The sequence below is a fragment of the Ruegeria sp. CK1 genome (assembly GCF_056536545.1).
Window position 1 is genome coordinate 222,628 of sequence record NZ_JBQFPX010000002.1, and the last position, 14,085, is coordinate 236,712.

A 14,085-nucleotide genomic window follows, 5' to 3' on the forward strand; every position below is an offset into this window, starting at 1 on the left:
GCCCGACCAAACTAAGTACCGCAGAACGTTGCGTGGACCACTTCTCTCTCGGTTGGTGAATGTGTCAGGTCACTTGCTTCAGGCTGATCTGAATACGGACGTGCAAGCACCGCATTCAGCCTGTGGAATGGCGCATAATCCCCCTGAACCGCCGCCTGTATCATCTGCTCAACTCGGTGGTTGCGCGGAATAAAGGCCGGGTTGGCGGCATTCGTCGCTGCGTGTGGGTCTTCCTCTCGCTCCAGCCGGGCGTGCCAGCTGATGGCCCATTCATCATAGGCTTCTGGTTTCAGAAACTGATCGCGCGCCTTATCGCTGCCCAGCGCCCGGAAAGTATTGGTAAAATCCGCACCGTTATGCGCCATTCGGGTCAACAAATCGGTGATCAGCGCCTCATCTCCGTCTTCTTCGGTGGCTAACCCTATCTTGGCGCGGAAGCGGTTTAGCCATTCCTGCTGGATCAAACCGGGCATAGCGTGCACGATCTCGGTTGCTTCCTGCACTGCACTTTCAGGATCATCCAACTGCTGAATCAGAGCAGTCGCCAATTGCGCCAGATTCCACACTGCGATGTCCGGCTGGTTGGAATAGGCATAGCGTCCCATCCGGTCGATCGAGCTGTACACCGTATTCGGGTGATAACTGTCCATGAAGGCACACGGCCCATAGTCAATCGTCTCTCCAGCGATTGAGAAGTTATCCGTATTCATTACGCCGTGAATGAAGCCCACGCTCATCCATTGCGCGATCAGCCGCGCCTGCGCGTTTCGCACTTCGCGTAGCAATCCCATCGGCCCTTCGGCCTGCGGATAATGCCGGGCAATCGCGTATTCGGTTAGCTGTTTGAGGTTATCGATCTGCCTACGCCCGGCGAAGACCTGAAAGGTGCCGACGCGCAGGTGGCTTTTTGCAACACGGGTAAGGACCGCTCCGGGCATCGGACCTTCACGTAGGACGACCTCGCCGGTCTCAACCGCAGCCAAGGCGCGCGTTGTAGAGATGCCCAGCGCTTGCATTGCCTCAGAGACCACGTATTCTCGTAGTACCGGCCCCAGCCACGCACGGCCATCCCCTTGACGACTGAAGGGCGTCTGCCCCGAACCTTTCAACTGAATGTCACGCCGGACACCATCGGTGCCTACCGTTTCCCCCAATAGAACAGCGCGCCCGTCCCCAAGCTGGGGGTTATAATTCCCGAACTGATGCCCGGAATACAGCTGTGCGATTGGCTCGGAGCCTTCCGGAAGTGCGTTGCCCGCAAAGGTTTCGGCCATCTCTTGCACGTCGCCTAGAGAGATACGCAGAATTTTCGCCAAGTCTTCGTTGAACGCCACAAGACGAGGAGCACGCACAGGCACAGGAGCCTGCCGAGCATAGAAACTGTTGGGAAGGCGGGCGTAGCTGTTGTCGAATGGGATCGTTACGGTCATGCGGCAAACATATTGTCGAAACGCGTAAATACCATAGCGGATCGCTCTCCCCTGTGCATAATCGCCTTGAATAGAACACGAGGCCAAGATGAACGCGCAACAGATCATTGAGCAGTTAGACCTTCAGCGTCATCCAGAAGGCGGTTGGTTCCGTGAAACATGGCGGGCCGACAACGAAGGTCGCGCCACGGGGACCTGTATCTATTTTCTGCTGCAAGCGGGTGAGCGCAGCCACTGGCACCGCGTCGACGCGACTGAGATCTGGCTTTATCACGCTGGCGCGCCTTTGACCCTGTCGCTTAGTGCCACCGAAGATGGCCCTGCAACCGATCACCTATTAACGCCTGATCTGACAATAGGCTCACCACAAGTGATTGTACCAAAGAACCACTGGCAATCGGCCTACACGAATGGTGACTACACTCTGGTCAGTTGCACCGTCTCGCCGGGTTTCGAGTTCGATGGCTTTGTTCTGGCTGAGCCAGAGTTCGATATCCCACGCGGCTGAAGCCTATTGCGCAATCCGAAAATTCCGTCTTGCTCACTTGCCACTTAGGCCGCGCATTGAACGGCGCTACCATAGTAGTTGTCGAGGCAATTATTCCTTCTTGGGCAGCACAATAAGACCGATTTGTTTAAATCCAATTTGAATCTGATCATCTTCCTGGCCTGAACGAGTCAATCGTGCAAGATTCCACCCGAGATCGAGCCAGAGCTCACCCACAGCCTCGATAGGTGCTGAAGCCTCACTCCGAGGGTGTTGACTAGGCCTATCGTCTGGCCGCATCTTTAAATACGTTGTGTAGGTGAAACTTAGCGACTTTTCTTGATGATTGGCATCTCGCAAAAAGTTTATACTTTCAATCCTGCCCCCACCCAAATCTCCTACAAACGAAACCTCGCCCGTTCGCGGGAAAAAATGACGCCGGAAGGTACAACCCGTTATATAAACATGTGCAGCTAATTCTTGTGTTCCCAGCGAAGGTTGGCGATCGGTTTTTGCTGCTTTGAAGTGCTCCGGTGGCGTTCTTATGATTTCTTTGATTTGAAATCTGTCTAGTTCGCCCGACAAAACAACGGGTTCAAAATTATCTGGGCAAACATGCTCCGCCACTTTCATTGTCAACGTGTGATTAGGGCCAGGCCTTTGCTCAACCCTAAAGTCACGAGCATCAGCAGCACCGCTTTTCGCTATTAGCAAAAGCCCACACAACAAGCTTTTAACGCGCTTCATGGGTCCTCTCCGGGCTCGATGAGGGAAAGCTCACCGTCGACAGTCAGCCCAACCAGAAGCACACCTCCGTTGTCTTTAGCTTCAAAGGCAATAGCTTTGTCGGAAAAATCGAATTGGAGGATGCCCACAACATCGTTCCATCTGGTCTCGAAGACGGCTTTCTTCCGGGGTGAAGTGAGCCTTCCGTCTGACGAAATATCTTTTTGACTCTTGTAGGTCAAACTCAACTCGCTCGCATCAATATCAATAGTTTTTTGATGGTTTACAGTATAGCTTCCTATCTCGCCCGACACGGTGACTTCACCACCGACAAATTCGGGTAAACTGTTATAGTCACAGAAGTAAAAAAAACCACTCAAGGTCAGATTGCTAGCCGCTGACTGCTGGTTTTTTCCGATAAAACCCCTTGTGAAACGGGCCGTAGAAACCTCTTTGTTCCCGCTGACAATGGCCTGATCTTGTTCAATCGTTCCTACACGCCGCACCGCTACAGGATTATGCCCCCGATCGGTGTTTATGAATGGCGCAAGGTCAAAATGCGCCAATTTCAAATCGAACGAGAAATCAAGTGAAACGGGTATTGTAGGCTTCTCACAATGAAAGGAGGTCTCTGGTGGCAAGTTAGTCAGAGCCGCAAAAACCTCGGGAGCTTCCGCAAGAAGCCAAACTTCCTTTGGTTGAGTTGCCGCTTTGGTTGAAATCGACACAGCTAGTGCAAGTCCAACCAAAGAACTAAAAAACCGGAAATTGTATAAAACCAAATTCTTATCTTTTTTCTTCAAGCTACAGATCTTACTATCAAGGGCTCGCTACAGCACTCACCACACCGCCACCAACCAACGCCTTCACCCCCGTTGTCCCCGGGCATGAGGTTGGTAACCCCCGCGCGACGCGTACAGCAAGGTAGGCAAAGGCCTGCGCTTCAAGCATGTCTCCGTCCAATCCGGCTTCTTCGACCGGCTCGACCGGGCAATCCAGCGAGACGCGTAACATCTCCATCAAGACCGGGTTACGTCGCCCACCGCCTGTAACCAGCACGCGCGACGGCGGCTTTGGACAATGCTCCATCCCCTTCACCACACCCGCCGCACACATGCCGGTCAGGGTGGCAACCGCGTCAGCATCGGACAGTTCCTTTACCAGCCCGATCATCTCGGCAAAATCGTTGCGGTCCAGCGACTTTGGGGGCATGCGGGAAAAAAACGGCTCGGCCAGAAACAGCTCTAGCGCGCCCATTTCGACCGAACCGCCGCGGGCCACTGCGCCATCCCGGTCCATCGGCTGACCAAGACGCGCCTGCATAATGTCGTCAACTGGTGCGTTGGCGGGACCGGTGTCAAAAGCCAACAGCGCACCGGGGGCTTCCGGGCCATCAAAGCCGGGATCGACGTAGGTCAGGTTTCCAACCCCTCCGAGGTTCAGAAAACAAAGTGGTTCGGTTGCACCGATCCACTTGGCGCAAGCAAAGTGGAAGAAAGGTGCAAGCGGAGCCCCCTCCCCCCCCATAGCCACGTCATCGCTGCGGAAATCCCAGACCACTGGCACACCCAGAGCTTGCGCCAGACCCTTTCCATCGCCCACCTGCAACGTACCTCGCCCCCGAGGCTCATGGGCAAGAGTTTGTCCGTGAAACCCGATCAGATCGATCTCGTCGAATTCAGACAGCGCTTCGGCATGGGCGAAGGTGACCAGCTCTGCTGCAGCATCCACTTCTGGCCCGTGCCACTGCCTCAGCGCCGATCGAAGGATACCTCTTTCCTCGTCCGAATATGGTCTGTAATCGCTGGGTCCAAAGCCCATGATCCGATGACCATCAGTCTCGACTACAGCAGTGTCCACACCATCAAGTGACGTCCCGGACATTGCACCCAATGCTCTAATCGTGCCTGTTTTACTGATTGCCCAGCCCACGTTCGCCCTCTTGCAACTTGTCGCGCCCGTTTCGTCGGCGCGTTGCCCACAACCTGCACGGTAATACAAGAACAAAGCAAGCCGCATCGTTTGAACTGTAATTTTTTCTTGGAAATGGTGCCTTTTCCTCGACCAGCGCGCCGCCTATACAGTGCCCCGCAACATTAACCCAAAGGGCACGATATGACCTACCACCCTAAATCGGATTTCATCGCCACGATGATCGAGCGCGGCTTTCTCGCCGACTGCACCGATTATCAAGGCCTTGACGAAGCGCTGATTAGTGGGTGCAAACCGGCCTATATCGGCTTTGATGCAACGGCCAAGTCGTTGCATGTGGGCAGCCTTATCCAAATCATGATGCTGCGCTGGTTCCAGAAAACCGGTCATCAACCGATTACCCTGATGGGTGGTGGAACCACAAAGGTGGGCGATCCATCCTTCCGTGCGGATGAACGCCCCCTGCTGGGCCCTGAACAGATCGACGAAAACATCGCAGGCATTAAAAAGGTGTTTTCGGCATATATCGACTATGACACTGACGCATCGAACAAGGCTTTGATGCTGAACAACGCCGAGTGGCTGGACGACCTGAACTACCTCGATTTCCTGCGCGATATTGGGCGGCATTTCTCAGTCAACCGGATGCTGAGCTTTGAATCAGTGAAATCCCGGCTGGATCGTGAGCAATCGCTCAGTTTCCTCGAGTTCAACTACATGATCCTGCAGGCCTATGACTTCCTTGAGCTGAACCGCCGCTACGGCTGCGTTCTGCAAATGGGCGGGTCGGACCAGTGGGGCAATATCGTCAACGGTATCGACCTGACCCGCCGCGTGCTGGATCATGAGATCTATGGCCTGACCTCACCCCTGCTGACCACCAGTGATGGCAAGAAGATGGGTAAATCTCAGGACGGTGCGGTCTGGTTGAACGCCGACATGCGCTCGCCCTACGAATTCTGGCAGTTCTGGCGCAATACCACTGATGCGGATGTGGGACGGTTCTTGAAGCTCTACACGGAAATGCCAGTGGACGAGTGTGACCGGCTGGGTGCACTGCAAGGGTCCGAGATCAACGAGGCCAAGATCCGCCTCGCCAACGAAGTGACAACCCTTGCCCACGGAGCAAGGGCTGCGGCGACAGCCGAAGCCACCGCCCGCGAGGTGTTCGAAAAAGGCGGTGTGGGCGGTGACCTTCCTACACTGACCCTCAGCGCGGAAGAGCTGGGCGGCGGAATGTCCATTGTCCAGATCATTGTGAAGTCGGGTCTGGCGAAATCTGGCAAAGAAGCCAAACGCCTGATTGCCGAGAACGGCGCCAAGCTGGATGACGCACCGTTAACTGACGCAGGTCTTATGATTGACGCAGGCGCTTTGTCGTCTCCGATCAAACTGAGTGCAGGTAAAAAGCGCCACGCCTTGATTCAGCTGGCCTGATCAGTACACACAGCCAAAAAACATTACGGCCACCCAATTGGGTGGCCGATTTCTTTTCTAAGGGTGTAGGCGCGATTACCGCTTGCCGCCTTTGCCGCCACCTTTACCGTCGCCGCCTTTGCCGCCACCGTGGCCACCTTTGCCGCCACCCTTACCATCGCCGTTGCTGCCGCCATTGCCATGACCGCCGCCGCCGTTACCGGATCCGTTGCCGCCGCCGTTGTTGCCGCCGCCGTTGCCAGTTCCGGGACCGGAGCCGCCATTGTTGCCGCCGCCATTGCCGGGATTTCCGTTGTTGCCGTTCCCATTACCGGGGCCGCCGTTGTTACCGCCATGACCACCGCCGTTGCCACCGCCGTTGCCGCCGCCGTTGCCACCGCCGTTACCGCCGCCGTTTCCACCGCCATTGCCGCCGCCGTTTCCACCGCCATTGCCGCCGCCGTTTCCACCGCCATTGCCGCCGCCGTTTCCGCCGCCATTGCCACCGCCGTTGCCACCGCCGTTTCCACCGCCGTTGCCGCCGCCGTTGCCGCCGCCGTTGCCACCGCCGTTTCCGCCGCCATTGCCACCGCCGTTACCGCCGCCGTTTCCACCGCCATTGCCACCGCCGTTTCCACCGCCGTTACCGCCGCCATTGCCGCCGCCGTTGCCGCCGCCGTTTCCACCGCCGCTTCCACCGCCGTTTCCGCCGCCGTTTCCACCGCCGTTTCCACCGCCGTTGCCACCGCCGTTTCCACCGCCGCTTCCACCGCCGTTTCCACCGCCGTTTCCACCGCCGTTGCCGCCGCCGTTGCCGCCGCCATTGCCACCGCCGTTTCCGCCGCCATTGCCGCCGCCGTTTCCGCCGCCATTGCCGCCGCCGTTTCCGCCACCGTTGCCCTGATTTAATTGGGCAAGCTGTTCGCCCCCGCGGTCATCACCTGGATTCCCAGATGAACCGATCGAACCTGTAGGCATATCCGTCAGCAACCCTGCCAACCCGGGGCATTGCGCAGTCGTGTTGCGCAGAGTAGTTGCAAAATCTGACCGAGATTGCAGGCGTTCCAAAAAGCTGGGTGTTACCTGTTGGCAATCACACAACGCCTGATAGTCACCGCGATTTGCTGCATCCCGTGCGGTTTTCCAGTTGCACACTTCCGGTGCCGCAGCCGCGCTACTTGCTGCCATGACTGTGAACAAGGGCGCTGCCACCAGCGCCGGGATACCGAACTTTAAGCTCTTACTCATAACGATTATCTCCTAAAACAGCGTCAAATCGACGCGCATTCCTGCTAGTGCCGATGTGAGACCTGAGCATTAAGGCTGGTTAAAGAACGTCTGAGAAAAGCTTGAGAAAAGGCTTAGACCCTAATGAAATCAGCACCAAAATCATGGACAGTATCTAAATTCCCAGATTAAATGAACGGATGTTCATATCTCAACGGAAGGAAGCGCGATGCAATTGGCCACCACATGTGCGATTATCACGGGCGGTGCTTCAGGGCTGGGCGAAGCAACCGCCCGCTACTTTGCGGAACAGGGTGCGCAGGTCACGATACTTGACCGAGACGTTGCACGTGGCACACGTGTCGCATCTGAGATCAGCGGGCATTTCGCGGAAACGGACGTGACCGACGAAGCCTCGGTCGCAGCTGCCATCAGTCACGCTAAAGACAAAATGAACCGCATCACAGTGACAGTGAACTGCGCCGGTATTGTCATTGGTGCCAAAACTGTAGGCAAGGATGGCCCCCATCCTTTGGACGGATTTCAACGCACGATCGACATAAACCTGATAGGAACTTTCAACGTCTCGCGTCTTGCCGCTGAGGAGATGGCAAAAAACGAGCCCGAGCCGGACGGCGCACGCGGAGTGATCATCAACACGGCATCCATCGCCGCGTTTGACGGACAAAAGGGTCAGGCGGCCTATGCGGCCTCGAAAGGTGGCGTTGTAGGCATGACACTGCCCATGGCGCGCGATTTGGCTTCGAGCGGAGTACGAGTAATGGCGATAGCCCCCGGCATATTCATGACCCCAATGCTAGCCGGTCTACCCGAAGACGTGCAGCAGCAGTTGGCCGCCGACGTACCGAACCCGCCACGGTTGGGCGATCCGCGTGAATTCGGACGGCTTGCCGGGTTTATTGTCGAGATGGGGTATCTGAACGGAGAAGTCATTCGCATCGACGGTGCTTTGCGAATGCGGTAGGTCACGCCCATGACCGAGTTGGAAAAGATGCTGTCCGGGCAGTGGTATTGCTGCATAGACACCGAACTTGAGGCGTTACGCGCGCGAGCCCGTCGCGCCGTTCACGCGCACAATACCTGTCATCCCGACATGCGCGGTGCAATAGCATCTGAATTGCAGGAACTGTTCGCCAGCATAGGCGCGGATTGCTTTTTCGAAGCCCCCTTTCACTGCGCCTACGGAATGAACATACACTTGGGTGCACGGGTCTATTTCAATGCAGGCTGCGTGGTTCTGGACACTGCAACAGTCCAAGTCGGAGACGACAGCATGTTCGGCCCCAACGTGCAAATTTATTGCGCCCAGCACGCCAAAGACCCGAAAGAGCGCGCAAAAGGTTTGGAAATCGGGCTACCTGTGTCTGTTGGCCGGAATGTGTGGGTCGGTGGTGGTGCTATTCTGATGCCGGGCATCACAATAGGTGACGACGCCACCATCGGCGCGGGTAGCGTCGTAACGAAAGATGTCGCTATAGGGGAAACTGTGGTCGGGAAGCCTGCCCGATCTATTGTCCGTCGCTAAGCGCCCTCGGCTTTTTCTTCGAGGTTCAGCCACTCTTCCTCGGCAGCCATAAGCTTTTCCTGCCGCTCAACCAGTGCTTCCGTGGCCTTTTGGAACTTAACAGGCTCGCGGGTGAACAACTCGGGATCAGACATGAGCTCTTCCAGCTTGCCGATCTCGGCCTCTAGGCGGGCAATTTCGGCAGGCAGTTTCTCAAGCCTGTGTTTTTCCGAGAATGACAGGCCCGGCTTTGGTTGGCTTTCTTGCTTTACCTTCGGCTTATAAGCTTTTGTTTTTTCTTCTTTCTTCGGAAGAATATCGCCTCGTTGCGCAAGATAGTCCGACCATCCACCTGCGTAGACAGTAGCGCGGCCATTTCCTTCCATAGCAATGGTCGTTGTGGCGACGCGGTCCAGAAAATCCCGGTCGTGGCTAACTAGCAGGACGGTTCCGTCGTAGTCATCCAGCAGCTCCTGCAACAGGTCGAGCGTTTCCACGTCCAGATCGTTTGTTGGTTCGTCAAGCACAAGAAGGTTTGAGGACTTCGCCATTAGTTTGGCCAAGAGCAATCGCGCTTTTTCACCACCTGACAATGACTTAACAGCCGCTCTTGCCTGACTTTCGTCGAAAAGGAACTCCTTGAGGTAACCGACGACATGCTTGGGTTGCCCACCAACCATCACTTGGTCAGCCTTGCCCGACACCCGCATATCGGGGTCTCCGGTCAAGCTGTCCCAAAGGCTCATTTCCGGGTCCAACTGCGCACGGGTCTGGTCGAACACTGCAATCTCAAGATTGGTGCCTAGTGTCACCGAGCCCTCATCCGGTTGTTCTTGACCCAGCAGCATTTTCAGCAGCGTCGTCTTGCCCACGCCATTGGGCCCGACAAAAGCCACCCGATCACCACGCTGAACCAGGAGGTCAAAGTTCCGCACGATCTGTTGTGAATCAAAGGACTTGGACAATCCTCTGGCTTCAATCACCTTTCGCCCTGATTTCGGCCCCGCCTCAAGCGTCATCGCAGCCGAACCCTGACGTTTGATCTGTGCTGCCTTCTCAGCCCGCAGCGCCTGCAACGCACGAACCCGCCCCTGATTGCGTTTACGGCGCGCACTGATGCCTTCGACTGCCCATTTGGCCTCGGATTTGATCAACCGATTCAGCTTGTGACGCTGCTGATCCTCTTCGTCCCAGACCTTATCCCGCCAGGCTTCGAAGGCGTCGAAACCCTGCTCCTGCCGCCGTACCATGCCGCGATCAATCCAAAGCGTTGCACGGGTCAGAGCACGCAAAAAGGCACGGTCATGAGAGATCAACACATACGCTGCACGGGTTGCGCCTAGCTCGCGCTCGAGCCACGCGATAGCCTCGATATCAAGATGGTTTGTTGGCTCGTCCAACAACATCAAGTCGGGCGCTTCGGCCATTAACTTAGCCAGCGCCGCGCGACGTCGCTCGCCGCCCGAGGCGGTTTCAACGGCGCGGGACGGATCGAATTTCAATCCCTCTCCGGCGCGCTCAACCTTGTACAATTCCCCTGGCTCCAACCCGCTGGAGGCATAGTCGCCAAGGGTGGCAAACCCCTCCATCGTTGGATCCTGCTCCATATAGCCGACGGATTTCCCAGGCGGCACGACGATCTCGCCCTGATCGGCCTCGACCAAGCCAGCCATCACTTTCATCAAAGTGGATTTGCCCGATCCGTTCCGCCCGACGAGCGCCACGCGGTCACCCGGTTGAACCACCAGATCAAGGTCGGAAAACACCGGATCGCCCCCGAAGGTCAGGGAAATGCCGGACATCTGCAACAAAGGAATTCTCGCCATGCCCGCCAGCTAAACCGGCGGGGCCAAGGCGTCAACGGCGATTAACCTGCCACCGCTCGCAACAGACGTTTCCGCGCCGGGGGAATTGCCCGAATTTCAAGCCCGGTGAACACGTGCAGAGTGTTCATTTTTCGATCCACCACCGCATGATCACTGACCCAGCCGCCCATCATCAGATAGGTGCGCAGCAAAGGTGGCATGCGCAGCATCGCTTTTTTCGCATCCGGCTTGCGGCGTAATCGTGCCGCAAACCGGAAGACATTTGGTGCTTTTACCCGCGGTAGCCATCGTTTTGGGGCCAGATGCCGGTGCTTTAGCATTGCAAATGCGTCCAGATACTCTTCTGATTCCGTTCCGGCAAATGAGGAGCACCCGAATAGCATCTCGACCTTGTTTTGATCGACAAAAGCCGTCATCGCGCCCCACGCGACGCGCAGGATATCCGGATCGCTCCAATCAGGATGAATACAAAACCGCCCCATCTCGACCATCCGCCCTTCGAACACTTCCAGCGCGGACAAGTCGTAGAACTGCGATGAATAGCTGCGGCCAATATCGGCCCCGCCTTCCATGGTCAGCATACGGAAGCAACAGACTAACTGACCGCCCTCGCGCATGTCTTCGACCAGAATATGAGCACAAACCGGATCGAATTCGTCTTGGTCGGTTTGTTCCGTCCCAAACGCAAGTGTGCGAAGCCGCTGTGCCGCCGTCACATCCTGAGACGATCGTGCGAGACGGGCGCGATACCGCCCCTTACCGAGCAATAGTGCCATGGTCGCATCCTCCAAGGTTGCTGACCCGTTTCTTCTTGCCGCGTCTTTACCACGCACAGTGTGACCGTCGTATGACTATCGCAAGATGCGCCTACTGTTACTGGGTCGCTCCTGGAATATTGGCCGGGTTGAAGTTGCCAATGTTACCCAACAGCTGTCGGATGAACCCCTGACCCTGAATCGTCGATTCGGTCACGCGGCGGTCCAGCGGAACGACGATGCCATCCTCAAGCCCGAACCGTTCGATGTTTCGAACGATACCACGATCATCAAAACTGATCGCAACCAACTCGCGTGAAACCACTTCGGGTTTTTTCGGGCCGTAGTGACGAACTCTCGATCGGACGTAATAAAACCCGGAATCGCGAACCACACCGGATGAGCTGGGCGCACCGACTGTTTCCAGAACGGTATCGCGGGTGTCGACGCCCACCTTGATCTCGGCCAAGTCTTCGGGCGTTGGGATGAAACCATGATTCTTGAAGACTGGCGTGCATGCCGCAGTCACCACCAAACAGGCCGCAAAGACGAGCGTTTTGGACGCCGGTTTCAACCTGTTTACAATCTTCAACATTTACACCCTCTTGCCTTGGCACCGCGCGGACCCTATCCGATTACAGAAACCGCCGCCCCGGTTCAACACAGGAAAGGGTCACGAATGAGCAACCAGACATCTTTACGGGTGGCCGACCTGCCGCAAAACGCCCCCACCCCCTTTGACTTGCGCCCGAATGCGCAGGCTCTGGAGGCTATCAAGAACGAACTAGGCCTATTGGGGCTGCGCAAGCTCAGCTTTGTTGGTGACGTTACGGCACAGGGCAAGCGCGACTGGGCGTTGAAGGGCAAACTAGGCGCCACAGTGATTCAGCCCTGTGTCGTTACGCTTGAGCCTGTGACCACACGGATCGACATTCCGGTCACGCGGATTTTTGTTGCTGACTGGGTCGACCCCGAAGAGCCTGAATTTGAAATCCCCGAAGGTGAAGAGACCGAACAGTTGGGCGCTGAGATCGATCCGGAACTTGTAATGATCGAGGCGCTGTCGCTAGCCCTGCCTCTGTATCCGCGCAAGGACGGTGCTGAATTAGGGCAAGCTGACTATACCGAACCGGGAAAACGGGCTATGACAGATGAAGATGTTAAACCCTTTGCCGGCTTGGCCGGTTTGCGCGATGCGTTGAAAAAAGACGAGTGACATAGGTCTGTTTTCCTGTCATAGCAGGCGCTCAGAAAAATCGCTTGAACATGACGAGAATCGCAGTATTTTCGCGCGCTCATCGGAATTTGGGTTGGACAACGTAGGGCATGTACCCTAAACGCGCGTCAAACCACGAGAAAAACGAAGAATGAAACCCGGCCGACAGCGAATCTGTTGGCCCTCAGTAGACAAAGGTTGAGACCATGGCCGTCCAACAGAACAAAGTTTCCAAGTCGCGTCGCAACAATCGCCGCGCACACGACGCTCTGGTTGCTGCAAACCCGAACGAATGCCCGAACTGCGGTGAGCTGAAGCGCCCGCACCACGTCTGCGCATCCTGCGGCTACTACGATGACCGTGAAGTCGTTGCTCAGGCCGACGAAATCGACCTGGACGAAGACGCGGCCTAAAGCCTTTAAACGCGCAGGCAAGGCATGACTGAACAGCCCTCGCAGGCCGGACGGATTACCATCTCGGTTGACGCTATGGGCGGAGACTCGGGGCCCGCTGCCGTAGTGGCGGGCATTGCCAAATCGGCAGATAAAAACCCCGATATCGCGTTCGTCCTGCATGGGCCCGAGCAAACGCTGCGTAAGCTTGTCGCAAAACGGCGTGTCCTCAGAGGGCGCGTCGTTTTTCGTGATTGCCCCGACGTGGTCACAATGGAAGACAAGCCCAGTCAGGTTGTTCGCAACGGTAAGCAGACTTCGATGTGGTCGACACTGGAGACTGTGCGCAAGGGCGAGGCACATGGTGCGGTTTCCTGTGGCAACACCGGCGCATTGATGGCTCTGTCGATGATGCGGCTCCGCAAATTGCCGGGCGTGAACCGTCCAGCGATTGCGATACTGTGGCCCTCGCGCAACCCGCAGGGGTTCAACGTTATGCTTGATGTGGGCGCGGATGTGCGCGCCGACGCCAAGGATCTGCTGCAATATGCGCTGATGGGTGCATCTTATGCACGCAACGGCATGGCACTGGAACGCCCTCGGATTGGTTTGCTGAACGTCGGAACCGAAGAACACAAAGGCCGCGCCGAGTTGAAAGAGGCGCATGCGTTGATAACAAAGTTCGCGGACCAGGCGAATTTTGATTTTGTCGGGTTCGTGGAAGGCAGTGATATTCCGGGTGACAAGGCAGATGTCATTGTAACCGATGGGTTTACAGGCAACGTCGCGATCAAAACTGGCGAAGGCACCGCAAGCCTGATTGGCGACCTGCTGCGTCAAGCATTCAAGTACTCCCCCTTGTCGCGATTGGCATCAATCCTTGCGATCACATCGCTGAACCGCCTGAAAAAACGCATCGATCCGCGCCGCGTGAATGGCGGAGTTTTTCTTGGTCTCAATGGAACTGTGGTCAAATCGCATGGTGGCGCCGACGCCACCGGAGTATCAGCGGCAGTCAAACTGGCATTCACCTTGGCCCAGTCTGGATTCGCCGAAAAATTGGCAGCACGGGTTGCATCGACAGCCGAGCTTGCACAAGATGCCGCCCACACGCCGTCAAAAGCCGGCGAATAACAAAAAAGGCAGTACCCTA

General features: G+C 56.5%; 15 protein-coding genes. 7 read left to right on the forward strand and 8 right to left on the reverse strand.

The window, feature by feature from the left end; all coding sequences use genetic code 11:
- Positions 1-11: 11 nt before the first annotated feature.
- Positions 12-1,430: a protein adenylyltransferase SelO gene (locus tag ACR0L3_RS07665; RefSeq protein ID WP_480745014.1), complete on the reverse strand. Its 1,419-nt coding sequence runs from the start codon at positions 1,428-1,430 to the stop codon at positions 12-14.
- A gap of 88 nt (positions 1,431-1,518) precedes the next feature.
- On the opposite strand from ACR0L3_RS07665, the gene ACR0L3_RS07670 reads away from it, so the two are divergent.
- A complete protein-coding gene (locus ACR0L3_RS07670; RefSeq protein ID WP_480745016.1) occupies positions 1,519-1,938 on the forward strand; it encodes a cupin domain-containing protein in 420 nt (139 codons plus the stop codon).
- A gap of 90 nt (positions 1,939-2,028) precedes the next feature.
- On the opposite strand, the gene ACR0L3_RS07675 is transcribed toward ACR0L3_RS07670, so the two are convergent.
- The 3 genes from ACR0L3_RS07675 to ACR0L3_RS07685 are packed head-to-tail and all read right to left on the reverse strand — an operon-like array spanning position 2,029 to position 4,527.
- Positions 2,029-2,664, reverse strand: a complete 636-nt coding sequence (locus ACR0L3_RS07675; protein ID WP_480745018.1) for a hypothetical protein — start codon at positions 2,662-2,664, stop codon at positions 2,029-2,031.
- Positions 2,661-3,446: a hypothetical protein gene (locus ACR0L3_RS07680; RefSeq protein ID WP_480745019.1), complete on the reverse strand. Its 786-nt coding sequence runs from the start codon at positions 3,444-3,446 to the stop codon at positions 2,661-2,663. The genes ACR0L3_RS07675 and ACR0L3_RS07680 overlap by 4 nt, the downstream gene beginning before the upstream one ends.
- Positions 3,447-3,462: 16 nt before the next feature.
- A complete protein-coding gene (locus ACR0L3_RS07685) occupies positions 3,463-4,527 on the reverse strand; it encodes an anhydro-N-acetylmuramic acid kinase (RefSeq protein WP_480745447.1) in 1,065 nt (354 codons plus the stop codon).
- 231 nt (positions 4,528-4,758) lie between these two features.
- Between ACR0L3_RS07685 and tyrS the strand changes: the two genes are divergently transcribed.
- Positions 4,759-6,012, forward strand: coding sequence for a tyrosine--tRNA ligase (gene tyrS, locus ACR0L3_RS07690; RefSeq protein WP_480745020.1), 1,254 nt, complete (start codon positions 4,759-4,761; stop codon positions 6,010-6,012).
- Positions 6,013-6,087: 75 nt separating this feature from the next.
- On the opposite strand, the gene ACR0L3_RS07695 is transcribed toward tyrS, so the two are convergent.
- Complete coding sequence (locus ACR0L3_RS07695; protein ID WP_480745022.1) at positions 6,088-7,239, reverse strand: hypothetical protein; 1,152 nt, start codon at positions 7,237-7,239, stop codon at positions 6,088-6,090.
- Positions 7,240-7,447: 208 nt separating this feature from the next.
- Between ACR0L3_RS07695 and ACR0L3_RS07700 the strand changes: the two genes are divergently transcribed.
- Positions 7,448-8,203 carry a 3-hydroxyacyl-CoA dehydrogenase gene (locus ACR0L3_RS07700; protein ID WP_480745023.1) on the forward strand — a complete coding sequence of 252 codons (756 nt, stop codon included), beginning with the start codon at positions 7,448-7,450 and terminating at the stop codon, positions 8,201-8,203.
- 9 nt (positions 8,204-8,212) lie between these two features.
- Complete coding sequence (locus ACR0L3_RS07705; RefSeq protein WP_480745025.1) at positions 8,213-8,764, forward strand: sugar O-acetyltransferase; 552 nt, start codon at positions 8,213-8,215, stop codon at positions 8,762-8,764.
- On the opposite strand, the gene ACR0L3_RS07710 is transcribed toward ACR0L3_RS07705, so the two are convergent.
- The 3 genes from ACR0L3_RS07710 to ACR0L3_RS07720 form a co-directional block, all read right to left on the reverse strand.
- Positions 8,761-10,569: an ABC-F family ATP-binding cassette domain-containing protein gene (locus ACR0L3_RS07710; protein ID WP_480745027.1), complete on the reverse strand. Its 1,809-nt coding sequence runs from the start codon at positions 10,567-10,569 to the stop codon at positions 8,761-8,763. The two genes, ACR0L3_RS07705 and ACR0L3_RS07710, sit on opposite strands and share 4 nt — an antisense overlap.
- 41 nt (positions 10,570-10,610) lie before the next feature.
- Entirely contained in the window at positions 10,611-11,345 is a 735-nt protein-coding gene (locus tag ACR0L3_RS07715) for a GNAT family N-acetyltransferase (RefSeq protein WP_480745029.1), read from the reverse strand.
- A gap of 97 nt (positions 11,346-11,442) precedes the next feature.
- A complete protein-coding gene (locus ACR0L3_RS07720) occupies positions 11,443-11,919 on the reverse strand; it encodes an outer membrane protein assembly factor BamE (RefSeq protein ID WP_480745031.1) in 477 nt (158 codons plus the stop codon).
- An 84-nt stretch (positions 11,920-12,003) separates the two neighbouring features.
- Between ACR0L3_RS07720 and ACR0L3_RS07725 the strand changes: the two genes are divergently transcribed.
- From ACR0L3_RS07725 to plsX, 3 genes are all read left to right on the forward strand, one after another.
- The gene (locus ACR0L3_RS07725) at positions 12,004-12,540 is read left to right on the forward strand and encodes a YceD family protein (RefSeq protein ID WP_480745033.1); all 537 of its coding nucleotides are present in this window, start codon (positions 12,004-12,006) and stop codon (positions 12,538-12,540) included.
- Between the two features lie 206 nt (positions 12,541-12,746).
- Positions 12,747-12,953 carry a 50S ribosomal protein L32 gene (gene rpmF, locus ACR0L3_RS07730; protein ID WP_170570029.1) on the forward strand — a complete coding sequence of 69 codons (207 nt, stop codon included), beginning with the start codon at positions 12,747-12,749 and terminating at the stop codon, positions 12,951-12,953.
- Positions 12,954-12,977: 24 nt separating this feature from the next.
- Complete coding sequence (plsX, locus tag ACR0L3_RS07735) at positions 12,978-14,066, forward strand: phosphate acyltransferase PlsX (protein WP_480745035.1); 1,089 nt, start codon at positions 12,978-12,980, stop codon at positions 14,064-14,066.
- The last annotated feature ends 19 nt before the right edge of the window (positions 14,067-14,085 follow it).